Genomic DNA, 22,517 nt, shown 5'->3' with positions numbered 1-22,517 from the left:
AGTCCGGCCGAAATCCCCCGCGCGGGCCCATGCCGCAGTGCAGCGGCGTTTTGGGCTTTCCCTTTCTCAGGATCGGCGTATAAGCTGCGCCCCATGACCAGCCAGGCGCATATCCCGACCCCGACCGTTTCCAACGGCGCGTCGCTGCGTGGCCTACTGATCCTAACCCGCCTCTGAGCGTGCCCTTTGGCGCGCCCGCTCAGAGGAGGACGCCTGCGCGCCACTAGGCTTTAGGACAGATACGAAAGTTACCGACATGACCAATGCTTCCGAACAAGACCGCGTCTTGATTTTCGACACGACTCTGCGCGACGGCGAACAAAGCCCCGGCGCCACCATGACCCACGACGAGAAGCTGGAAATCGCCGGCCTGCTCGACGACATGGGCGTCGATATCATCGAGGCCGGGTTCCCCATCGCCTCGGAGGGCGATTTCCGCGCCGTGTCCGAGATCGCGAAGAATTCGCGAAATTCGGTGATCTGCGGCCTCGCCCGGGCCAATTTCGCCGATATCGACCGCTGCTGGGAGGCGGTGCGGAATGCCGCCAAGCCGCGCATTCACACCTTTATCGGCACCTCGCCGCTGCACCGCGCCATCCCCAACCTGACGATGGACGAGATGGCGGAGAAAATCCACGAGACCGTCAGCCACGCCCGCAATCTCTGCGACAACGTGCAATGGTCGCCGATGGATGCCACCCGGACCGAATGGGATTACCTCTGCCGCGTGGTGGAGATCGCCATCAAGGCCGGCGCCACCACCATCAACATCCCCGATACCGTCGGCTATACCGCGCCGGAAGAAAGCGCCACGCTGATCCGCAAGCTGATCGAAACCGTGCCCGGTGCCGATGAGGTGATCTTCGCCACCCATTGCCACAACGACCTGGGCATGGCGACCGCCAACGCGCTGGCCGCCGTCGCCGGCGGCGCCCGGCAGATCGAATGCACCGTCAACGGTCTGGGCGAACGTGCCGGCAACACCGCGCTGGAAGAGGTGGTGATGGCGCTGAAGGTGCGCCACGACATCATGCCCTGGTCCACCGGCGTCGACACCACCAAGATCATGCATATCTCCCGCCGTGTCGCCACCGTCTCGGGCTTCCCGGTGCAGTTCAACAAGGCCATCGTCGGCAAGAACGCCTTCGCGCATGAATCCGGCATCCACCAGGACGGCATGCTGAAGAACAAGGAAACCTTCGAGATCATGCGCCCCGAGGATGTCGGTCTCACCGGCTCCAGCCTGCCGCTCGGCAAGCATTCGGGCCGCGCCGCGCTGCGCGACAAGCTCAAGCAGCTCGGCTACGAGGTGGGCGACAACCAGCTGAAAGACATCTTCGTGCGGTTCAAGGCGCTCGCCGACCGCAAGAAAGAGGTCTACGACGACGATATCATGGCCCTGGTCACCGTCACCGCCGACCCCTCCGCCGAGCGGCTGCAGATCGTCTCGCTCAAGGTACTCTGCGGCACCGGCGGCCCGGCCGAGGCGACGCTGGAGATGGAGGTCGACGGCAAGGACGTGATCGCCACCGAACATGGCGACGGCCCGGTCGATGCCACCTTCAAGGCAGTGCGGGCGATCTACCCCAATGCCGCGCGGCTGCAGCTCTATCAGGTGCATGCGGTGACCGAGGGCACCGATGCTCAGGCCACCGTCAGCGTCCGGCTGGAGGAAGACGGCATGATCACCACCGGCCAGTCCGCCGATACCGATACCGTGGTCGCCTCGGCCCGCGCCTATGTCAACGCGCTGAACCGTCTGGCCGTGCGGCGGGAAAAGGCAGGCCCCGGCGCCGACGCCCGCGAAATCTCCTACAAGGACATGAGCTGATCACATCTTCGGCATGGCCGGCGCCCCCGGCCATGCCATCCCCCGGGGTCTGACCGCCGGCGCCCCGTCCCGGCACCGGCGCTTCGACCGGCGGTGCGATCGCGCGCCACATCCACAATCGCCCTGAAAACCGGGAAATTCGCGCCAGGCCCGCCATCGCACGCGCGCCGCCGCTTCTTCTCTGCCCAAATACTCCCGCCGGACGCACCTGCCGCGGCCGCCCGCGCGCCCCGCCGGCGAAAACGCGCGCCCCGCCGGATTCCACCCTTTCGCCCACAGCCGCTGCCGCATATAAGGCGAAAGTCAAGCGGTCATCAGAGTCGCGGGACAAATTTGCAGTATCTTAGCAGGATCTCACAGGAATGGCGGTGTTTGGAAATCTGGGCGGTCTCTTTTCTTCGGATATGGCGATCGACCTCGGCACGGCGAACACGCTGGTCTATGTCAAAGGCCGCGGTGTGATCCTGTCCGAGCCCTCGGTGGTGGCGTATCATATCAAGGATGGCGTCAAGAAGGTTCTCGCCGTCGGCGAAGACGCCAAGCTGATGCTGGGCCGGACCCCCGGCTCGATTCAGGCGATCCGGCCGATGCGCGAAGGCGTCATCGCCGACTTCGACACTGCCGAAGAGATGATCAAGCATTTCATCCGCAAGGTGCACAAGCGCTCGACCTTCTCCAAGCCGAAGATCATCGTCTGCGTGCCGCACGGCGCCACCCCGGTCGAGAAGCGCGCGATTCGCCAGTCGGTCCTGTCCGCCGGCGCCCGCCGCGCCGGGCTGATCGCCGAACCGATTGCCGCGGCGATCGGCGCCGGCATGCCGATCACCGATCCCACCGGCTCCATGGTCGTCGACATCGGCGGCGGCACCACCGAGGTGGCGGTGCTGTCGCTCGGCGATATCGTCTATGCCCGCTCGGTCCGGGTCGGCGGCGACCGCATGGATGAGGCGATCATTTCCTACCTGCGGCGCAACATGAACCTGCTGATCGGCGAAAGCACCGCCGAGCGGATCAAGACCACCATCGGCACCGCCCGCATGCCCGACGACGGCCGCGGCTCTGCCATGCAAATCCGCGGGCGCGACCTGCTGAACGGGGTGCCGAAGGAAATCGAGGTCACCCAGGCGCAGATCGCCGAGGCACTGGCCGAGCCGGTGCAGCAGATCTGCGAGGCGGTGATGACCGCGCTGGAAACCACCCCGCCCGATCTGGCCGCCGACATCGTCGATCGCGGCGTAATGCTCACCGGCGGCGGCGCGCTTCTGGGCGATCTGGATCTGGCGCTGCGCGAGCAGACCGGGCTGGCCGTCTCCATTGCGGACGAAAGCCTGAACTGCGTGGCGCTCGGCACCGGCAAGGCGCTGGAATACGAAAAGCAGCTGCGCCACGCCATCGATTACGACAGCTGAGCGGCGCCGATTTGTGACGCCGGCCGGGCGCCGTTGCCCGGCGTGACGGAAGGAAGCCATTGGCGAAAGACCGGTCACAACGCGACGATTACGCGGCCCCTTTGCGCCGGCTGGTGCTGGGGATCCTGGTCCTTTGCCTGATCGGCATCTTCCTGGTCTGGCGGATCGACAGCCCCCGCGTCGAACGGTTCCGCGCCCAGGTGGTCGACCGGGTGGTGCCGTCAATGGACTGGGCGATGGCCCCGGTCACCGGCGCCATCAACCTGCTGCGCGATTTCCAGAGCTATCGCCGGCTGGCCGAACAGAATCAGGAGCTGCGCCGCGAGCTGCGCCAGATGAAGGCCTGGAAAGAGGCGGCACTGCAGCTGGAGCAGGAAAACGCCCGCCTGCTCGATCTCAACAACGTCCGGCTCGACCCGCGGCTGACCTATATCACCGGCGTGGTGCTGGCCGATTCAGGCTCGCCCTTCCGGCAATCTGTGCTGCTGAACGTCGGCGCCCGTGACGGCATCCGCGACGGCTGGGCGGCAATGGATGGCATCGGGCTGGTCGGCCGCATCTCCGGCACCGGAGAGAACACCGCCCGGGTGATCCTGCTGACCGATGCCTCCAGTTCGATCCCGGCAATCATCCAGCCGTCGCGCCAGACCGCGCTGATCACCGGCAACAACACCGCCGCGCCGCTGATCGACTTTCTGGAAAACCCCGACCTGGTCCGCCCCGGCGACCGGGTGATCACCTCCGGCGACGGCGGCGTGTTTCCCGCCGGCCTGCTGATCGGCCAGGTTGCCGCCGACCCCAGCGGCCGGCTGCGAGTGCGGCTGGCCGCCGATTACGAGCGGCTGGAATTCCTGCGGGTGCTGCGCCACCACGGCACCGAGACGGTAACCGATCCCGGCGATGTGGTGCGGCCCGACGGCGCGGCCGTCGCCCAACCCGATGCCGCACCCGATGCCGCCGCCCAGAGCCCAGCGGAGCCCGGCGTCGATGGCTAATTTCTCCGCCTCCCGGCTGTGGCTGATGCGGGCCGCCTTCCTCGGGCTGGGGCTGCTGATCATCTACTTCCACCTGCTGCCGCTCGACACCGTGCCGCGCCGCTGGGCACCGCCGGATTTCCTGATCGCCTTCGCCTTCGCCTGGAGCCTGCGGCGGCCGGATTACGCCCCCATGCTGATCATCGCCGGCATCATGCTGACCGCCGATTTGCTGTTCCAGCGCCCGCCCGGGCTGATGGCGCTGCTGGTGGTGCTGGGCAGCGAATACCTGAAGAACCGCGCCGCCGCGCTGCGCGGCGCCAGCTTCGTCGCCGAATGGCTGGCGGTCTGCCTGACGCTGCTGTCGATCACCGTTCTCAACCGCATGGTGCTGGCCGTCTTCGCGGTGCAGCAGGCGCAGCTCAGCCTCAGCCTGATCCAGATGGTGATGACCATGCTGGCCTATCCGCTGGTGGTGCTGGTCACGCAATCGGTGCTGGGCGTGCGCAAACTCACCCCCGCCGACATCGAAGCCATGGGAGGCCGCGCATGAGACGCAATCCCCGGGAACTGATGATGCTGAACCGGGTGTCGACCCGGCGGGCACTGCTGCTGGGCGGGGTTCAGCTGGCCTTTGCCGGCGGGCTGGCGATGCGGATGCGCTATCTGCAGGTCGATCAGGCCGATCAGTTCCGCCTGCTGGCCGAGGAAAACCGGATCAACATCCGCCTGATCCCGCCGACCCGTGGCAAGATCTTCGACCGCAACGGCAACGTGCTGGCGCAGAATTCGCCCAGCTACCGAATCGTCATCGTGCGCGAGGATGCCGGCGACGTCGATCAGGTGCTACAGAATCTCTCGGAACTGATCGAGCTCGACCCCGAGGATCTGGACCGCGCCCAGAACGAAATGCGCCGCAGCCCGCCTTTCCTGCCGGTCACCCTGGCCGATCAGATCGACTGGAACGATATCTCCAAGGTCGCGGTCAACGCTCCCGCCCTGCCCGGCATCACCCCGGAGGTCGGCCTGACCCGGGTCTATCCACGCGGCGCCGATTTCGCCAATGTGATCGGCTATGTCGGCCCGGTCAGCGATTACGACCTCAGCAAGATGGAAGACCCCGAGCCGGTGCTGCGCATCCCGCGGTTCCAGATCGGCAAGGTCGGGCTGGAGGCCAAGCGCGAGGACATGCTGCGCGGCAAGGCCGGCGCCAAACGGGTCGAGGTCAACGCCACCGGCCGCGTGATGCGCGAGCTCGACCGCCGCGAAGGTCAGCCCGGCGCCGATCTGCAGCTGACCGTCGATGCCGAACTGCAGGCCTATATTCAGGCCCGGCTGGGCCAGGACAGCGCCAGCGCCGTGGTGCTGGACTGCGAAACCGGCGATCTGCGGGCCATGGGGTCCTCGCCCAGCTTCGATCCCAACCTCTTCGTGCGCGGCATTTCCGTCGCCGATTACCGCGGTCTGCTCGAAGACCCCTATCGCCCGCTGGCCTCGAAATCGGTGCAGGGGGTATATCCCCCCGGCTCCACCTTCAAGATGATCACCGCCATGGCGGCGCTGGAAGACGGGCTGATCGGCCCCGACGACACCGTCTATTGCCCCGGCTATCTGGAGGTCTCGGGCCGGCGGTTCCACTGCTGGCGGCGCGGCGGCCACGGCCACGTCGACCTGCAGACTTCGCTGAAACAGAGCTGTGACGTCTATTACTACGATCTCGCTCTGAAGGTGGGGATCGACAAGATCTCTGCCATGGCACAGCGCTTCGGCATCGGCGTGCGCCACGATCTGCCGCTGTCGGCGGTGGCCCGCGGGCTGGCACCGGACCGCGACTGGAAACAGCGGGTTCATGGCCAGGACTGGCTGATCGGCGACACTGCCAACGCCTCCATCGGCCAGGGCTACATGCTGGCCTCGCCGCTGCAGCTGGCGGTGATGACGGCACGGATCGCCACCGGGCGCACGGTCACGCCGCGGCTGATCAAATCCATCGACGGCATCGAGCAGCCTTCCGGTGCCGGCGAGCCGCTGGAGATGAACGAGACCAACATGCGCACCATCCGGCGGGCGATGTACGCGGTCTCCAACGACCGGCGCGGCACCGCCTATGGCAGCCGCATCATCGAGGACGCCTTCCGCATGGCCGGTAAGACTGGCACCAGCCAGGTGCGCAACATCACCGCCGCCGAACGCGCCGCCGGAGTGACCCGGAACGAGGACCTGCCCTGGGAACGCCGCGACCACGCGCTGTTCGTCTGCTTCGCCCCCTATGACAAGCCGCGCTATGCGGTCTCAGTGGTGATCGAACACGGCGGCGGCGGCTCCAGCGCCGCGGCGCCGGTGGCCCGCGATATCCTGCTGCAGGCGCTCTATGGTGACACCCCGCCCCTGACCGCCTATCCCGCCAAGGACCGCGACCGCGTCAAGGCGCTGCAGGAGCGGCTGCACCGCGAGAAGCTGCGCCGCGATACCGAGGGGAGCGGCCGCGCATGAGCTATCTCGAATATGCCGTCAAATCGACACCGACCGGTTTCCGCAAGATCCTCTATCTGAACTGGCCGCTGACGCTGCTGCTGATCTCGGTTGCTGGCGTCGGCGTTCTGATGCTCTACTCCGTCGCCGGCGGCTCCTTCACGCCCTGGGCGGAACCGCAGATCAAGCGCTTCGCGCTCGGCATGGCGGCGATGCTGTCGATCGCCATGGTGCCGATCTGGTTCTGGCGCAACATGGCCGCCCTGGCCTATGGGCTGTCCGTGCTGCTGCTGATCGCGGTGGAACTGTTCGGATCGGTCGGCATGGGGGCGCAGCGCTGGATCGATCTCGGCTTCATGCGGCTGCAGCCCTCCGAGCTGACCAAGATCACCCTGGTGATGATGCTGGCCGCCTATTACGACTGGCTGCCCGCGCAGAAGACCTCGCGCCCGTTCTGGGTGCTGGTGCCGGTGATCCTGATCCTGCTGCCCACCGCCCTGGTGCTGAAACAGCCCGATCTGGGTACCTCGATCCTGCTGCTGGCCGCCGGCGGCGGGGTGATGTTCCTGGCCGGCGTCCACTGGGCCTATTTCGCAGCGGTGATCGCCGCCGGCATCGGCCTGGTGACGGCGGTCTTCGAATCCCGCGGCACCCCCTGGCAGTTGATCAAGGACTACCAGTACCGCCGCATCGACACCTTTCTCGACCCGGGCAGCGATCCGCTGGGCGCCGGCTATCACATCACCCAGTCGAAGATCGCGCTGGGATCGGGCGGCTGGGCCGGGCGCGGGTTCATGCAGGGAACCCAGTCTCGGCTGAACTTCCTGCCCGAGAAGCATACCGACTTCATCTTCACCACCCTCGCCGAGGAATTCGGCTTCATCGGCGGCATCTCGCTGCTGACGCTTTACGCGCTGATCATCGTCTTCTGCATCGCCACCGCGATTTCCGCCCGAGACCGGTTTTCGTCTCTGGCGACGCTGGGCATCGCCATCACCTTCTTCCTGTTCTTCGCCGTCAACATGTCGATGGTGATGGGGCTGGCGCCGGTGGTGGGGGTGCCGCTGCCGATGGTCAGCTATGGCGGCTCGGCCATGCTGGTGCTGATGGCCGCCTTCGGCATCGTGCAAAGCGCCCATGTCCACCGCCCCAGATAGACCCGAAGAAGGCCCCATGACGACCAATGTACTCTTCCACTCCACCCCGAAACGCTGGGCCGAGTATCAGGCACCCCTGACCCGCGCCTTCGCGGCCGCCGGCCTCGACGACATCCACCTGGCCGAGGATATCCCGGCGGCGGAGGTCGATTACATGATCTATGCCCCCGGCGGCGCCACCGATCACGACTTCTCGCAACACCCCCGGCTGAAGGCGGTTCTCAGCCTCTGGGCCGGGATCGAGACGATCATCGACAACCCCACACTGACCGTGCCGCTGGCACGCATGGTCGATCACGGGCTGACCCAGGGGATGACCGAATGGGTCACCGGCCATGTGCTGCGCCACCACCTGGGGATGGATGCCCATATCCTCGGCCAGACCGGCACCTGGGACCCGGTCGCCCCGCCGCTGGCGCAGGAGCGCCGGGTGACGATCCTGGGCCTCGGCACGCTGGGAACCGCCGCCGGCCTAGCCCTCGCCGCGCTCGGCTTCCCGGTCACCGGCTGGAGCCGCAGCCAGAAATCCGTGGCCGGGCTCAGCTGCCTGTCCGGCGACGCCGGCCTGCTGCAGGCGCTGACCGTCGCCGACATCCTGGTGCTGCTGCTGCCCGACACCGCCGCCACCCGCGACATCTTGAACGCCGACACCCTGGCGGCGCTGCCAGAGGGCGCCGTGGTGCTGAACCCCGGTCGCGGCGCGCTGATCGACGACGCCGCCCTGCTCGCGGCCCTCGACAGCGGCCATATCCGCCATGCCACGCTGGACGCCTTCCGCATCGAACCGCTGCCACCGGAGGACCCCTATTGGGCCAACCCGAAGGTGACGGTCACCCCGCATATCGCCTCGGAAACCCGCGCCATCACCGCCTCCGAGGTCATCGCCGAGAATATCCGTCGCGGCGAGGCGGGAGAGCCGCTCCTGCATCTGGTGGACCGCTCTCTGGGCTACTGACCCGCCCGGACCAGACGGCGGCGTTTGAGTATTTTTGCAGAGAAGAAGATACCGGCCTGACGAGAAAACCCGGGGCGTGCACCATCGCTCCGGGCTTCTTCTCTGTCCAAATACTCCCGCCGGAGGCTTGCGCCGCAGGCGCAATCCCTTTCCCGGCTCAGGCCGCCAGGCCGCGGCCCTTCAGCAGCGCCTCGACCCCCGGCAACCGGCCGCGGAAGGCGGTATAGAGCGCCTCCGGTTCGTCCGAGCCGCCCTTCGACAGGATGTTCTCCGCCAGAGCACGGGCGCGCTCCGGATCGAAGGCGCCGCCGGCTTCCTCGAAGGCGGCGAAGGCATCGGCATCCATCACCTCGGACCACATGTAGCTGTAGTAACCCGAGCTGTATCCATCGCCGGAGAAGACATGGGCGAATTGCGGCGTCGCGTGGCGCATGCCGATGGCATGGGGCATGCCCAGATCGGCCAGAACCTCGGCCTGTTTCGCCATCGGATCGCTGGGTGCCGGGCCGTCATGGAACGCCAGATCGACCAGGGCGGAGGCGACATATTCCACCGTCTGGAACCCCATGTCATAGGTCGCCGCCTTCAGCACCTTGTCGCGCATCGCCTCGGGCATCGGCGCGCCGGTCTCCACATGGGTGGCGAATTCGCTCAGCACCTCGGGCACCTCCAGCCAATGTTCGTAAAGCTGGCTGGGCAGTTCGACGAAATCACGCGCCACCGAGGTGCCGGAGATGCTCTCATAGGTCACATTCGACAGCATCTGGTGCAGCGCATGGCCGAATTCGTGGAACAGCGTGCGCGCATCGTCATAGGACAGCAGCGCCGGCGTCGATTTGGCGAAATTGCACACGTTGATCACCACCGGCGTCTGCACCTCGGGGTATTTCGCCTGGCTGCGCATCGCCGAACACCAGGCACCCGAACGTTTCGAGCCGCGGGCGAAATAATCCCCGATGAACACCGCCAGATGCTGACCGTTCCGGGTCACGTTCCAGGCCAGGCAGTCGGGATGATAGAGCGGCACGTCCAGCGGTTCGAACTCCAGCCCGAACAGGCGGCTGGCGCAGGCGAAAGCCGCCTCGCGCATCCTGTCGAGCTGCAGGTAGGGCTTCAGCTCCGCCTCATCGAGGTCATACTCCGCCTTGCGCCGTTTCTCCGCGTAATAGCGCCAGTCCCAGGGCTCCAGATCGCCGTTGATCCCATCGGCATGCATCATGCCTGTCAGGATCTCGCCATCCGCCTCGGCCCGCGCCCTGGCCGGGCCCCAGACCTGCATCAGCAGGCCCTTCACCGTCTCCGGTGTCTTCGCCATCTCGGTTTCCAGCTTGTAGGCCGCGAAATTCTCATAGCCCAGCAGCTGCGCGCGCTCTTCCCGCAGCTTTAGGATCTCTGCCGCGATCCCTCGGTTGTCGGTCTTGCCGCCGTTGGCGCCGCGCGCCGCCCAGGCGCGATAGGCGGTCTCGCGCAGATCGCGGCGGGGCGAGAATTGCAGGAACGGCACGATCAGCGATCGCGACAGGGTGATCACCGGACCGGTCACGCCCTTCTCCGCGCCAGCCGCGCGGGCGGCATCGACGACAAAGCCGGGCAGCCCCTCCAGGTCCTCTTCCGTCAGCTCCATCTTCCAATCGCGCTCATCGGCCAGAAGATTCTGGGTGAATTCGGTACCCAGGGTCGCGAGCCGCGCCTTGATCTCCTTCATCCGCGTCTCCGCCGCCCCCTCCAGCGCCGCGCCGGATCGGACAAAGCCACGATGCGTCAGCATCAGCACCCGCGCCTGTTCCGGCGTCAGCCCCAGCTCGTCGCGCCGCGCCCAGAGTTCCGCCACCCGGGCGAACAGCGCCTTGTTGGCGGAAATCTCCGACCAGTGCTGCGCCAGCCGTGGCGAGAAGGCGCGCTGCAGCTCCTCGCGCCGGGGCGTGCTGTCGGCACCCGCGACGGTGAAGAATACCGACAGCACCTTGTCCAGATCGCGCCCCGCACCTTCCAGCGCCTCGATCGTATTGACAAAGCTCGGCGCCTGCGGGTTGGCGGCGATCGCCTTGATCTCGGCATCGTGCTCAGCCAGCGCCTGATCCAGCGCCGGGGCGAAATCCTCGTCCGAAATGCGGTCGAAAGGGGCGATTTCAAAGGGGGTGGTCCAGTCAGAGAGGATCGGGTTGGTCATGTTGATCTCCTTTGACACTGAAGCTAGGGGCGCCACCGGAAATGGTCCAGTGGCAGGCCACCGCGATCTCCGCCCGCCCGCCATTTTTCACCGGTCTTTTTCCGGCTGCAAATATCCCCGCCGGAGGCTTGCGCCGCTCGCGGCGGCGCAATCACCCGTCCCGGGCCTCATGCACACCGCCGCAAACAGGACAATCGGGGCGGGGTTTCAGCCCGATGCGCCGGGTTTCGGCGTAAAGCCCGTCATAGATCAGCATCGCGCCCCGCAGCGGCGCGCCGGTGCCGGCAATCACCTTGATCGCCTCCATCGCCATCATCGTGCCGATCACCCCGGGCAGCGGCGCGATCACGCCGGCCTCGGCACAGCTCGGCGCCAGGCCGGGGGCCGGCGCCTCGGGGAAGATGCACTGATAGCAGGGGGCGCCATGGGCCGGATCGAACACGCTCAGCTGGCCTTCCCATTGCGCCAGCGCGCCGGAGACCAGCGGCTTGCCCTGCGCCACCGCCACCCGATTGACCAGATAGCGGGTCTCGAAATTGTCGGTGCCGTCCAGGATCAGATCGTAATCGGCGAAAAGCGCCGGCGCCATCTCCGGCTCCAGCGGCCGGTGATAGGGACGGACCTGGACATGCGGGTTCAGCGCCTGCATCGCCAGTTCTGCCGAAAACACCTTGGGCATGCCGATCCGCGCCTCGGTATGGATCACCTGCCGCTGCAGGTTCGAGGCATCGACAGTATCACCGTCGATCACCCCGATGGTGCCGACACCGGCGGCGGCCAGATACATCAGCGCCGGAGAGCCGAGCCCGCCGGCCCCGATCACCAGCACCCGCGCCGTCTTGAGCCTGGTCTGCCCCGGGCCGCCCAGTTCACGCAGCACGATATGACGGGCATAGCGGGTGATCTCACCCTCGGCATAGGGGCCCGTCGCGGGGACGTCGGCCGCCCCCGGTGCGGTCCCGGCATCCGAAGCACTGTTGCCCCGGGCCAGCGCCCGGCGTTTCAGCGCCCGAACCCCGGCGCCATAGATCAGCGCCAGCGCGGCAGCCCCGCCCAGCAGCAGCCAGAGCGCCGGGCTTTCGCCGGTGGCCAGGCGCAACGGATGGCGCGCCGGCAGGGTCAGATGCAGCCCCAGCACCGCGACATAGAGCAGGCCGATCCCGACCCAGCGCAACCGGGTGGGCAGGCCGATGATCCAGCCCAGCCCCCAGATCGCCGCGCCCAGTGCCAGAACCAGCAGCATCAACGCCGCCCGGTGGATCCGAAGCCGCCGCTGCCGCGGTCGGTCTCGCTCAGGTCGTCCGCCAGCTCGAACCGCGCCTGCACCACCGGGGCCACCACCATCTGGGCGATGCGGTCGCCGTGGGTGACGGTGAAGCTCTCGCTGCCGGCGTTCATCACGATGACGCCAAGCGGGCCGCGATAATCGCTGTCGATGGTGCCGGGCGTGTTCGGCAGGGTGATGCCGTGTTTCAGCGCCAGACCGGAGCGCGGCCGGATCTGCACCTCATAGCCATCGGGGATCTCGATCCTCAGGCCGGTGGGGATCAGCGCCCGGGCGCCGGGTGCCAGCTCCACCTCGCCCCGGTCGGGAAGGTTCGCGCGCAGATCGGCACCGGCGGCACCGGCGGTTTCATAGGCCGGCAGCGGCACCTGCCGGTCGGCGCCCTCATCGTGGATCAGCCGGATCGCAACCATTGATCTTCGTCCTTTCGTCTCAATCAGCCAGCGCGGCGGCGATGCGGTGGGCCAGACGGTCTGCCACCTCAGCCTTTCCCATGCGCGGCCAGTCTTCCGCCCCGTCGCCGGTGATCAGGGTCACCGCGTTCTCGCTGCCGCCCATGATACCGGTGGCATGGCTCACGTCATTGGCGACGATCCAGTCGCAGCCCTTGCGCAGCCGCTTGGCGGTGGCGTGTTCCAGCACGTTGTCGGTCTCGGCGGCGAAGCCCACCACCAGCCCGGGGCGGCCTTCGGTCAAATGCGACACGGTCTTGAGGATGTCGGGGTTCTCCGCGAATTCGAGCACCGGCAGACCGTCACGGCTCTTCTTCAGCTTCTGATCCGAGGCGCTCGCCACCCGCCAGTCGGCAACGGCGGCGACGAAAACGCCGGCATCGGCGGGCAGCGCCGCCTCGACCGCCGCCAGCATATCCCGCGCGCTTTCCACCGCGACCACCTCGACCCCGGCGGGGGGCGGCACGTCCGCCGGGCCGGTGACGAAGACCACATGCGCCCCGAGCGCGGCCAGCGCCGCGGCGATCGCGGTGCCCTGCGCGCCAGAGGAACGGTTGGCGATATAACGCACCGGGTCGATGGGTTCATGGGTCGGGCCGGAGGTTACCAGAATGCGCTTGCCGGTCAGCGGCCCGTCGCTCAGCGCGGTGTCGATGGCAGCGACGATCTCCAGCGGTTCGGCCATCCGGCCGGGGCCGAATTCGCCGCAGGCCATGCCGCCTTCGTTCGGGCCGACGAAGGCCACACCGTCGGCCCTGAGCTGTGCCACGTTACGGCGGGTCGCCGGGTGATCCCACATCCGCACATTCATCGCCGGCGCCAGCAGCACCGGCGTATCCGTCGCCAGCAGCAGGGTCGAGGCCAGATCGTTCGCCAGCCCCTGCGCCATCTTCGCCATCAGATCGGCGGTCGCCGGTGCCACCACGACCAGATCGGCGCTGCGCGACAGCTGGATATGGCCCATCTCCGCCTCTTCGGTCAGATCGAAGAGCTCGCGATAGACCTTCTGCCCGGCCAGCGCCGAGACCGACAGCGGCGTCACGAATTCGGCGCCGGCGGCGGTCAGCACCGGGGTGACGCTTGCGCCGCGCTCCTGCAGGCGGCGGATCAGCTCCAGCGATTTATAGGCGGCGATGCCGCCCCCGACGATCAACAGAATGCGTTTTCCGGCCAGCATCGGCTCTCGATCCTCCAGTCTTTCGGCAGCCACCCACCCGATGGCCGGCCTGCCCGGGACCCTAGGCAAGCGGCGGACGAAGCGCCAGCGGAGATTGCCCGCTCAGGGCTTGGCGAAGGCGGCGCAGGGATCGGGGCGTGCCACCTCCGGCGCGTCGATCACCGCGTCGAAGGTCCCGGCCAGCTGCCCCGCCTCCGACTGGCCCAGAGCGAAGAGCCCGAGACCCGGCGCGGCCCGCCGCAGATAGACCGGCACGCCGCGATCGGCGCGGGCATGGCCATTGCCGGTGATCACCGCCACCGGGCCGCCGGTCTGCTCCAGCGCGTGCAGCACCGTCCGGGCCAGGGTGGCATCGCGCAGCCGCTGGATATCGACCAGCATCCACAGCTTGTCCGCCGGCATGGCGTTGCAATGGGCCGCCTGCTGATCAGCCTCCCGCGCGACCTGTTCCGCCTCGGGCAGCGGGTCGGTCAGGCCGAACTCTGTCGCCTCAGGCCCGAAGCTGGCCGACAGCCCTTCGGCCATCACCGTACCGACGGCAGCGCGCGGCACCAGCGCGCCATAGTTCCGCGCCCCCCGGGCGGCGCGGAACACCGGCAGATACTCCGCCAGCGGCGGCCAGCCGCTGTCGTCCCAGCCGGTGACCTCTGCCAGCCGGTCGGGATCGTCGATCACCTCGGCAGTCACCTGCGCCGCGGTCTCGGCGGTCATCATCTCCCAGACCACCGCCCGGGGGGCGAGGGCCGCCAAGGCCTCCGCCTGTATCAGATGATGCGCCGGATTGTCATGGATTTCGCCCAGCATCACCACGTCGGCGGCGCGCATCGGCGCCACCACCTCCGCCGGCAGCGGCGCGGCCGCCAGCGGCAGGGCAAACGACAGGGACAGGGCGAGACCGATCAGAGCTTCCTTCATGACAGGAAGTTCTGCACCTCTTCCGACTGCGCCTCAAGGCTCTTGCGCATCTTCTGGAACGCCGCCGCTTCCAACTGCCGCACCCGTTCCTTCGACAGACCCAGCTCCTGACCGAGGCTTTCCAGCGTGCGCGGCTCCGCCCGCAGCTTGCGTTCCCGCACGATCAGCTGTTCCCGCGCGCTCAGCACCGACATCGCCTGCACCAGCCAGTCCCGCAACTGGGCGTTGTCCAGCGTCTCCTCGACGATCTCCGAGGTCTGGGCGCCATCGTCTTCCAGCGTATCGATCCATTCGCGGCCATCCTCGTCCGCCGACTGCACCGCGTTCAGCGAGAAATCGCTGCCCGACAGCCGCCCGTCCATCATCTCCACATCCCGCAGCGGCACGCCAATCTCGCTGGCGATCATCTGATGCAGCTGATGCCGGTCCAGCTCGGCGCCCTCGGCGCTCGCCTCCCGCTCCAGCTTGGCCTGCACCCGGCGCATGTTGAAGAACAGCGATTTCTGCGACGAGGTCGAGCCGGTGCGCACCATCGACCAGTTGCGCATCACGTAGTCCTGGATCGAGGCCTTGATCCACCAGACCGCATAGGTCGAAAACCGGACGCCCCGGTCGGGGTCGAACTTGTCGGCGGCCTTCATCAGGCCCAGACCAGCCTCCTGGATCAGGTCGTTCATCGGCGCACCATAGCGGCGGTATTTCGACGCCATGGAAATCGCCAGCCGCATATAGGCGGTGATCAGCCGGTGCAGCGCGGCTTCGTCCCGCTGGTCGCGCCAGGCATAGGCCAGCGCCAGCTCGGTCTCGGCGTCGAGGAGCTCGGCCTTCATAGCGCGGCGAGACAGTGAGGTATCTTCAGTCAGATCGAGTGCCATGTCGTCCCCCTTCCCCTTGCAGGTCTGTGGCGGCGAATCTTGCGTTACCCTCTCAGCATGCTACCCCTGCGGCCCGGACAGGGGCGCGGATCGCGATGAGGACGAAAGATGTTTCCTAGACTCACATTCATACTCGGCGGTGCCGCCTCGGGCAAATCGGAATTCGCCGAAAGGTTGACCGAAACGGCCGGTCTGGCAAAGCATTACCTGGCCACCTCACAGCCTGTTGATCGCGAAATGCGTGATAAAATCGAACGACATAGAGGCCGCCGCGGCGCCGATTGGGTGACCCATGAGGAACCGCTCGATGTCGGACCGGTGCTGGCGGGCCTGGATCACGATTGCGTGTGCCTGTTCGATTGCGCGACACTCTGGCTCGGCAATCAGATGATGGCGGAACGCGATCTCGACGACGCGCAGACCCTGCTGATCGCCGCGCTCACCGCCTGCCGGGCGCCGGTGATCTTGGTCAGCAACGAGATCGGCCAGGGCATCGTCCCCGCCGATGCGCTGAGCCGCCGGTTCCGCGAGGCGCAGGGGCGGCTGAACATCGCCCTCGCGCGGGAGGCCGATCTGGCGGTGCAGGTGATCGCCGGCCTGCCCAACGTGCTGAAGGGGCGGCTGCCATGACCCGCCTGCACCTGATCCGCCACGGGCCGACCCATGCCCGGGCCATGGTCGGCTGGACCGACCTGCCCGCCGATCTCTCCGACACCGCGGCGCTGGCACGGCTGACCGCTGAACTGCCGGCGGCGGCGCCGGTGATCTCATCCGACCTCTCCCGCGCGGTCACCACCGCCGACGCGATCCAGCACGACCGCCCTCGCCTGCCCCACGATCCCCGCCTGCGCGAGATCAATTTCGGCGGCTGGGAGATGCGCGGCTTCGCCGAGGTCGAGGCCGAGGAACCCCGCCGTATCCGCGCCTTCTGGGAAACCCCGGGAGAGATCAGCCCGCCCGGCGGTGAAAGCTGGAACGCGCTGCGGGCCCGCGCCGATGCCGCCATCGACGCGCTGATCGCCCGCCATCCGGGCGGCGATCTCGTGGTGGTGGCGCATTTCGGCCTGATCCTCAGCCAGATCCAGCGGGCGCGGGGCATCGGCGCGGCCGAGGCCTTCGGACAGAAGATCGACAATCTGTCGCTGACCGAACTCAGCCACGGCCCCGGCGGCTGGTCGCTCGGGCGGATCAACCACCGGCCCTGAGACAGGCACTGACATCGGCCCGGCGACCGATCCATCATCACCGGTGAGCCCCGCCGTCACGAAATGTCGTTTCCACCGCGCCGGCCCGCCGGTCTAGGCTCGGCCCATGACATACGATCTCTTTATCGCCGACCGGAGCTTTTCCAGCTGGTCGTTGCGCGGCTGGCTGATGCTCGAGAACTTCGGCCTCTCCAGCCGGCTCCATATGGTGGGTCTCTACAGCGGGACAATGGCCGCGGATCTGGCCGCCCTCGCCCCGGCGCGGCTGGTGCCGGTGCTGCGCACGCCCGAGGGCACGGTGGTGGGCGAAAGCCTCGCCATCGGCGAAACCCTGGCCGAACGCCACCCCGAAGCCGGCCACTGGCCCGCCGATCCCGCCCTGCGCGCCACTGCCCGCTGGCTGGTGGCAGAGATGGCGACCGGCTTCACCGCCCTGCGCAGCGCCTGCCCGATGCAGCTGCTGCACTGCTACGACGGCTTCACCCCCTCTGACGCGGTGCGCGCCGATCTGGACCGGCTGGAAACCCTCTGGGCCCATGCCCGCAGCCTGTCCGGCGCCACCGAAGGCTGGCTCTTCGGTGCCTACAGCCTCGCCGATGTCTTCTACACCCCCGTCGCCGCCCGCATCATCGGCTACGACCTGCCGGTCAGCCCGGAGGCCCGCAGCTACGCGCTGGCGCTGCTCTCCGATCCGGCGGTGCGCGCCTGGCGGGCCGAAGGCCTCAAGGTCAGCTACGATCCCCTGCCCTACCCCAACCCGCTGCCGACGCGTGCCTGGCCGGTCCCGGCCTGAGCCTTCTTCTCTGCCCAAATACTCACATCCCGACGGCGCCCCCGCGGCGCCGTTAACACTTCCTAAACCACCTTGACGCTAGCGATAGGGACCCCAATCGCAGGACGTCCCATGGTCGCACGCGCCTATACGGTCGCCTTTCAGGGCATCGACGCCCGGCTGGTCGAGGTGCAATGCGCCGTCACCGCCGGGCTGCCGGGGTTTTCCATCGTCGGGCTGCCCGACAAGGCGGTCTCGGAGGCGCGCGACCGGGTGCGCAGCGCGCTGAGCGCCCTGGCCATCGCGCTGCCCGCCAAGCGCATCACCATCAACCTGTCGCCTGCCGATCTGCCGAAGGAGGGCAGCCATTTCGACCTGCCGATCGCGCTGGCGCTGCTCGCCGCCATCGGCATCCTGCCGGAGGATGCGGTGGCCACCGCCGTCGCCCTGGGAGAGCTGTCGCTCGACGGCCGGTTGATCGCGGTGCCGGGGGCCCTGCCGGCGGCGATGACCGCGGCCGAGGAGGACCGCAGCCTGATCTGCCCCGCCGCCTGCGGACCGGAGGCCGCCTGGGTCGGCCAGTGCCAGGTGATCGGTGCCGCCGACCTCGGCGCGGTGATCCGCCATGCCACCGGCCAGGCGGCGCTCGATCCGGCCGAACCCGGCGAGGTGATCGCGCCGCCCGGCGACCGTGACCTCGCCGATGTCAAAGGCCAGGAACGCGCCAAGCGGGCGCTGGAGATCGCCGCCGCCGGCCGCCATCACCTGATGCTGGTCGGCACGCCCGGGTCCGGCAAATCCATGCTCGCCGCTCGCCTGCCCGGGCTGCTGCCCCCTCTCACCCCGGCGGAGGCGCTGGAAACCTCGATGATCCAGTCGCTCTGCGGAGTGCTGGAGGAGGGCGGCATCAGCCGCGCCCGCCCGTTTCGCGAACCCCATCACACCGCCTCGATGGCCGCCATCGTCGGCGGTGGCCGCGGCGCCCGGCCCGGCGAAATCAGCCTGGCGCACAACGGTGTCCTCTTCATGGACGAATTCCCGGAGTTTTCGCGCACCGTGCTGGAGACCCTGCGTCAGCCGGTCGAGACCGGCGAGGTGATGGTGGCCCGCGCCAATGCCCATGTGACCTATCCCTGCCGCTTCCTGCTGGTGGCCGCCGCCAACCCCTGCAAATGCGGCTATCTCTCCGACCCCGCCCGCGCCTGCGCCCGAGTGCCGCAATGCGGCGCCGATTACCTCGGCCGCATCTCCGGCCCGCTGATGGACCGTTTCGACCTGCGGGTCGAAGTGCCCCCGGTCGCCTTCACCGACCTCGACCTGCCAGCGACGGGGGAGCCCTCGGCCACCGTCGCCGAACGGGTGGCCCGCGCCCGCGCCCGGCAGAGTGCGCGGTTCGACGCCCACCCCACCGCGCGGCAGAACGCCGACGCCGAAGGTCGCCTGCTGGAGGAGATCGCCACCCCGGATGCCGAGGGGCGGGCGCTGCTCGGTCAGGCGGCGGAACGGTTCGGCCTCTCCGCCCGCGGCTATCACCGCATCCTGCGGGTGGCCCGCACCATCGCCGATCTCGACGGGTCCGACGCCCTGCGCCGGCCGCATCTGGCCGAGGCGCTCAGCTTCCGGCTGACGGCACAGCTGTCGTCCTGATCCAGCCGGCCAGGGCCTGCAGCGTCATCTCCGCCTCCGGAAGCCAGCGCCAGGAGAACGGCCAGACATGCGGCAGATCGCCGGCGATGACGGCCTCCACCGCGACTCCCTGGGCGCTGAGGCGTGCTGCCAGCCGGCGGGTATCGTCCAGCAGGATCTCGGTTCGGCCGACGGTCAGCCAGACCGGCCCCGCCCCCGCGAAATCGGCGAACAGCGGCGAGGCGCAGGGATCGCGGGGATCGGCGCCCTGCAGATAGCTTGCCGCCAGGTCCCGGGTGCGGGCCGCCGGCAGCATCACATCGCGATCCGCATTGTCGCGCAGGCTGTCGCCCGAGAAGCTCAGATCGGTCAGCGGCGAGAAGGCGAAACAGCCAGCCGGCCGCGGTGCACCGCGGGCGCAGAGGTCGCCCAGAAGCGCCAGCGCCAGGCCACCGCCGGCACTGTCGCCCCCCAGCACGATCCGCCCGGCCGGCACGCCGCGCGCCAGCAGCGCCTCATAGGCGGCGCGAGCATCGTCGAGCGCGGCGGGAAACGGATGTTCCGGCGCCAGCCGATAGCGTGGCAGAACCGCCGGCAGGGCAGCCAGTTGGCTCAGCCGCGCCAACAGGCCCATATGCGTCTCCGGGGTTCCGAAGACATAGGCGCCGCCGTGGAAATAGAGGATCACCGGCCCCGGCCCCGGCGCACCGCCGACCCAGAGCCCGCCCGGCACCGCCGTCACCGGCACCGGCCGCGGCACCGGGAAAAACAAACGCGCCCGGCGGGAAAACCGGGCGCGCAACGCCTCCGGGTCATCGGCCCGGGACAGATAGGGCTTTTCCGTCAGCCGCAGCAGGCGGTTGAAGACGGCGCCCTGCCAGCTCATCCAACCCGGGCTTCGATCGCTTCCCAGATCTTCTCGGCCGCATTGGTGCCGTCGAACCGCTCCAGTTCCTGGATGCCGGTTGGAGAGGTCACGTTGATCTCGGTCAGATAATCGCCGATCACGTCGATGCCGACAAAGATCTGGCCCTTTTCCTTCAGCAGCGGCCCGATGGTGGCGCAGATTTCCAGATCGCGCTCGGTCAGGCCGACTTTCTCGGGACGGCCGCCCACGTGCATGTTCGACCGCGTCTCGCCCGCCGCCGGCACCCGGTTGATCGCGCCCACCGGCTCGCCATCGACCAGGATCACCCGCTTGTCGCCATTGCGCACATCCGGCAGGTATTTCTGCACGATCAGCGGCTCACGCGAGAAGCCGGTGAACAGCTCATGCAGCGACGACAGGTTGCGGTCGTTGGTATCCAGCCGGAACACCCCGGCGCCGCCATTGCCATAAAGCGGCTTGAGAATGACATCGCCATGCTTTTCCTTGAACGCCCGGATGGTGCGCAGGTCACGGGCGATGGTGGTCGGGGGCGTCAGCTGCGGGAAGTTCAGAACCAGCAGCTTTTCCGGGTAGTTGCGCACCCAGAACGGGTCGTTGACCACCAGCGTATCGGGCTTCAGACGATCCAGAAGATGCGTCGAAGTGATGTAATGCATGTCGAAGGGCGGGTCCTGACGCAGCCAGACCACATCGTAATCGGCGAGATCGACTTCGCGTTCCTCGCCCAGGATCGCCGGTGTGCCGGCAACCCGCTGCACGGTCATGTCCTGGCCGCGCGCGGTGATCCGGCCTTCCTGATAGGCCAGCTGATCCGGGCCGTAGAAAAACAGCTCATGCCCGCGCGCCTGGGCCTCTTCAGCCAGCCGGAAGGTGCTGTCGGCATTGATATCCACGGCCCCGATCGGGTCCATCTGAAAGGCGATCTTCATGGCGCTCTCCCTGTTCCGGCACTGCAGGGATACATGGCGCAGCCAGCCCGGGGGATCAATGGGGCGCGGACGCGAAGTCAGGCGCCGAACGCATTTTCGACGATCTGATAGGCGCCCTGCCCATTCACCAGCGCCACGTCGAAGCGCGCCTCGGTCAGCAACCCGGCCGGCTCCCCGCCCAGAAATTCGCTGGCCGCCTCGTAGAGCCGCGCCATCTGCCACGGTCGCAGCGCCTCTGCCGCGCGGGCGAAATCGCGGGCGGCCTTCACCTCGATGAAAACGACGACATCGCCGCGACGCGCGATCAGGTCGATTTCCCCGCCCCGGCCGCGCCAGCGCCGCCGCACGATGGTGAAGCCGCGCCGCTCGTAATCCTGGGCGATCCGCGCCTCGGCGGCCGCCCCGGCAAGATGCGCCCGCAGGCCCCGGTCGCGCCGCTGAACCGTCTGAACCGTTCGCCCGGCCCCGATGCCTGCCATCGCCTCACCCTTTCGACAGTTGCAACGCCAGTTGATAGACTTCGCGTCGCTTCTGCCCATGCATCCTGGCCACCAGATCGGCGGCGTCCCGAACGCTGTGATCCTCCAGCGCGGCGCGCAGATCCGCTTCTATATCGGAGGCCTTAACAGGCTCTGAATGGCCACGATCCACCAGGATGACGATTTCGCCCCGCGGCGGCTCCGTCAGGGCGCCCTCGGCCAGCTCCGCCAGGCTGCCGCGGCGGATCTCCTCGAATTTCTTGGTCAGCTCGCGACAGAGCGCCGCCGGCCGGTCGGGCCCCAGCACCTCGGCCATGTCGGACAGGCTGGCGGCGGCGCGCTTGGGGGATTCGTAGAAGATCAGCGTGCCGGGGATCGGCTTCAGCTCTTCCAGCCGGGTGCGCCGGGCGGTCTTCGCATTGGGCAGAAAACCCGCGAAGAAGAAGGCATCGGTGGGCAACCCCGCCAGGGTCAGCGCCGCCAGCGCCGCCGAAGGCCCCGGCGCCACGGTGACGGCAAAGCCGGCCTCCGCCGCGGCCCGGCCCAGATCATAGCCGGGATCGGCGATCAGCGGCATGCCCGCTTCGGAGGCATAGGCGACCGAATGACCCGCCTCCAGCGCCGCGATCAGCTGGCCCCGCGCCCCCGGCCCGCTGTGATCGTGATAAGCGAGGATCCGCCGCCCCTCCAGCGGCACGCCGTGGATCTCCATCAGGTGGCGCAGGCTGCGGGTATCCTCGGCTGCGATGACATCGGCGGAGGCGAGAATATCCAGCGCTCTCAATGTGATGTCGCGGGCGGTTCCGATCGGGGTGGCAAGGAAGTAAAGCCCCGGGGTCAATCTGACCTTTTGGTGATTCAACGCTGGACCCGACCTTTCTGACGTCTATTATCCGAGGCGTATTGAAACGCGGTCCCGCCGCCTTCGGATTTGGGAGTTCATTT

21 protein-coding genes are annotated in these 22,517 nt (G+C 68.0%); 11 read left to right on the top strand and 10 right to left on the bottom strand.

Annotated elements, in window-relative coordinates; genetic code table 11:
- Positions 1–256 precede the first annotated feature (256 nt).
- The 7 genes from QO033_RS18095 (at position 257) to QO033_RS18065 (ending at position 8,798) form a co-directional block, all read left to right on the top strand.
- Positions 257–1,831 carry a 2-isopropylmalate synthase gene (locus QO033_RS18095; RefSeq protein WP_284482371.1) on the top strand — a complete coding sequence of 525 codons (1,575 nt, stop codon included), beginning with the start codon at positions 257–259 and terminating at the stop codon, positions 1,829–1,831.
- 362 nt (positions 1,832–2,193) lie between these two features.
- Positions 2,194–3,240: a rod shape-determining protein gene (locus tag QO033_RS18090; protein ID WP_284482370.1), complete on the top strand. Its 1,047-nt coding sequence runs from the start codon at positions 2,194–2,196 to the stop codon at positions 3,238–3,240.
- A gap of 59 nt (positions 3,241–3,299) precedes the next feature.
- Entirely contained in the window at positions 3,300–4,235 is a 936-nt protein-coding gene (gene mreC / locus QO033_RS18085; protein WP_284482369.1) for a rod shape-determining protein MreC, read from the top strand.
- Positions 4,228–4,767: a rod shape-determining protein MreD gene (locus QO033_RS18080; protein ID WP_284482368.1), complete on the top strand. Its 540-nt coding sequence runs from the start codon at positions 4,228–4,230 to the stop codon at positions 4,765–4,767. Before mreC ends, QO033_RS18080 begins: the two co-directional genes overlap by 8 nt.
- The gene (mrdA, locus tag QO033_RS18075) at positions 4,764–6,707 is read left to right on the top strand and encodes a penicillin-binding protein 2 (protein ID WP_284482367.1); all 1,944 of its coding nucleotides are present in this window, start codon (positions 4,764–4,766) and stop codon (positions 6,705–6,707) included. Before QO033_RS18080 ends, mrdA begins: the two co-directional genes overlap by 4 nt.
- On the top strand, positions 6,704–7,843 hold the full coding sequence (gene rodA / locus QO033_RS18070; RefSeq protein ID WP_284482366.1) for a rod shape-determining protein RodA: 1,140 nt from the start codon (positions 6,704–6,706) through the stop codon (positions 7,841–7,843). The genes mrdA and rodA overlap by 4 nt, the downstream gene beginning before the upstream one ends.
- 16 nt (positions 7,844–7,859) lie before the next feature.
- The gene (locus QO033_RS18065) at positions 7,860–8,798 is read left to right on the top strand and encodes an NAD(P)-dependent oxidoreductase (RefSeq protein ID WP_284482365.1); all 939 of its coding nucleotides are present in this window, start codon (positions 7,860–7,862) and stop codon (positions 8,796–8,798) included.
- A 157-nt stretch (positions 8,799–8,955) separates the two neighbouring features.
- Here the strand turns inward: QO033_RS18065 and QO033_RS18060 are convergent, their stop codons facing one another.
- The 6 genes from QO033_RS18060 to QO033_RS18035 all read right to left on the bottom strand — a co-directional run bounded on the left by QO033_RS18060 (position 8,956) and on the right by QO033_RS18035 (position 15,672).
- The gene (locus QO033_RS18060; RefSeq protein WP_284482364.1) at positions 8,956–10,968 is read right to left on the bottom strand and encodes a M3 family metallopeptidase; all 2,013 of its coding nucleotides are present in this window, start codon (positions 10,966–10,968) and stop codon (positions 8,956–8,958) included.
- A gap of 151 nt (positions 10,969–11,119) precedes the next feature.
- Entirely contained in the window at positions 11,120–12,211 is a 1,092-nt protein-coding gene (locus QO033_RS18055; protein WP_284482363.1) for a HesA/MoeB/ThiF family protein, read from the bottom strand.
- Positions 12,211–12,666, bottom strand: coding sequence for a dUTP diphosphatase (gene dut / locus QO033_RS18050; protein WP_284482362.1), 456 nt, complete (start codon positions 12,664–12,666; stop codon positions 12,211–12,213). The genes QO033_RS18055 and dut overlap by 1 nt, the downstream gene beginning before the upstream one ends.
- 19 nt (positions 12,667–12,685) lie before the next feature.
- Positions 12,686–13,882: a bifunctional phosphopantothenoylcysteine decarboxylase/phosphopantothenate--cysteine ligase CoaBC gene (gene coaBC, locus QO033_RS18045; RefSeq protein ID WP_284482361.1), complete on the bottom strand. Its 1,197-nt coding sequence runs from the start codon at positions 13,880–13,882 to the stop codon at positions 12,686–12,688.
- 102 nt (positions 13,883–13,984) lie between these two features.
- Positions 13,985–14,797: a ChaN family lipoprotein gene (locus QO033_RS18040; protein WP_284482360.1), complete on the bottom strand. Its 813-nt coding sequence runs from the start codon at positions 14,795–14,797 to the stop codon at positions 13,985–13,987.
- Positions 14,794–15,672, bottom strand: coding sequence for an RNA polymerase factor sigma-32 (locus QO033_RS18035; protein WP_284482359.1), 879 nt, complete (start codon positions 15,670–15,672; stop codon positions 14,794–14,796). The genes QO033_RS18040 and QO033_RS18035 overlap by 4 nt, the downstream gene beginning before the upstream one ends.
- 108 nt (positions 15,673–15,780) lie before the next feature.
- Here QO033_RS18035 and cobU point away from each other — a divergent pair, with 108 nt between their 5' ends.
- The 4 genes from cobU to QO033_RS18015 all read left to right on the top strand — a co-directional run bounded on the left by cobU (position 15,781) and on the right by QO033_RS18015 (position 19,296).
- Entirely contained in the window at positions 15,781–16,302 is a 522-nt protein-coding gene (cobU, locus tag QO033_RS18030; RefSeq protein ID WP_284482358.1) for a bifunctional adenosylcobinamide kinase/adenosylcobinamide-phosphate guanylyltransferase, read from the top strand.
- A complete protein-coding gene (locus QO033_RS18025; RefSeq protein ID WP_284482357.1) occupies positions 16,299–16,877 on the top strand; it encodes a histidine phosphatase family protein in 579 nt (192 codons plus the stop codon). Before cobU ends, QO033_RS18025 begins: the two co-directional genes overlap by 4 nt.
- A gap of 106 nt (positions 16,878–16,983) precedes the next feature.
- On the top strand, positions 16,984–17,670 hold the full coding sequence (locus tag QO033_RS18020; protein WP_284482356.1) for a glutathione S-transferase: 687 nt from the start codon (positions 16,984–16,986) through the stop codon (positions 17,668–17,670).
- Positions 17,671–17,781: 111 nt separating this feature from the next.
- The gene (locus tag QO033_RS18015; RefSeq protein ID WP_284482355.1) at positions 17,782–19,296 is read left to right on the top strand and encodes a YifB family Mg chelatase-like AAA ATPase; all 1,515 of its coding nucleotides are present in this window, start codon (positions 17,782–17,784) and stop codon (positions 19,294–19,296) included.
- On the opposite strand, the gene QO033_RS18010 is transcribed toward QO033_RS18015, so the two are convergent.
- The 4 genes from QO033_RS18010 to rsmI all read right to left on the bottom strand — a co-directional run bounded on the left by QO033_RS18010 (position 19,262) and on the right by rsmI (position 22,434).
- Positions 19,262–20,161: an alpha/beta hydrolase gene (locus tag QO033_RS18010; RefSeq protein WP_284482354.1), complete on the bottom strand. Its 900-nt coding sequence runs from the start codon at positions 20,159–20,161 to the stop codon at positions 19,262–19,264. The two genes, QO033_RS18015 and QO033_RS18010, sit on opposite strands and share 35 nt — an antisense overlap.
- Positions 20,158–21,093 carry a glutathione synthase gene (gene gshB, locus QO033_RS18005; RefSeq protein ID WP_284482353.1) on the bottom strand — a complete coding sequence of 312 codons (936 nt, stop codon included), beginning with the start codon at positions 21,091–21,093 and terminating at the stop codon, positions 20,158–20,160. Before gshB ends, QO033_RS18010 begins: the two co-directional genes overlap by 4 nt.
- A 77-nt stretch (positions 21,094–21,170) precedes the next feature.
- Entirely contained in the window at positions 21,171–21,572 is a 402-nt protein-coding gene (locus tag QO033_RS18000) for a YraN family protein (protein WP_284482352.1), read from the bottom strand.
- 4 nt (positions 21,573–21,576) lie between these two features.
- Positions 21,577–22,434: a 16S rRNA (cytidine(1402)-2'-O)-methyltransferase gene (gene rsmI, locus QO033_RS17995; protein ID WP_284482351.1), complete on the bottom strand. Its 858-nt coding sequence runs from the start codon at positions 22,432–22,434 to the stop codon at positions 21,577–21,579.
- Between the last annotated feature and the right edge of the window lie 83 nt (positions 22,435–22,517).

It is taken from the genome of Pseudodonghicola flavimaris, from assembly GCF_030164425.1.
Lineage (GTDB): Bacteria > Pseudomonadota > Alphaproteobacteria > Rhodobacterales > Rhodobacteraceae > Pseudodonghicola > Pseudodonghicola flavimaris.
Note: the sequence above shows the minus strand (reverse complement) of the source record. Positions and strands in the feature narration are given on the sequence as shown.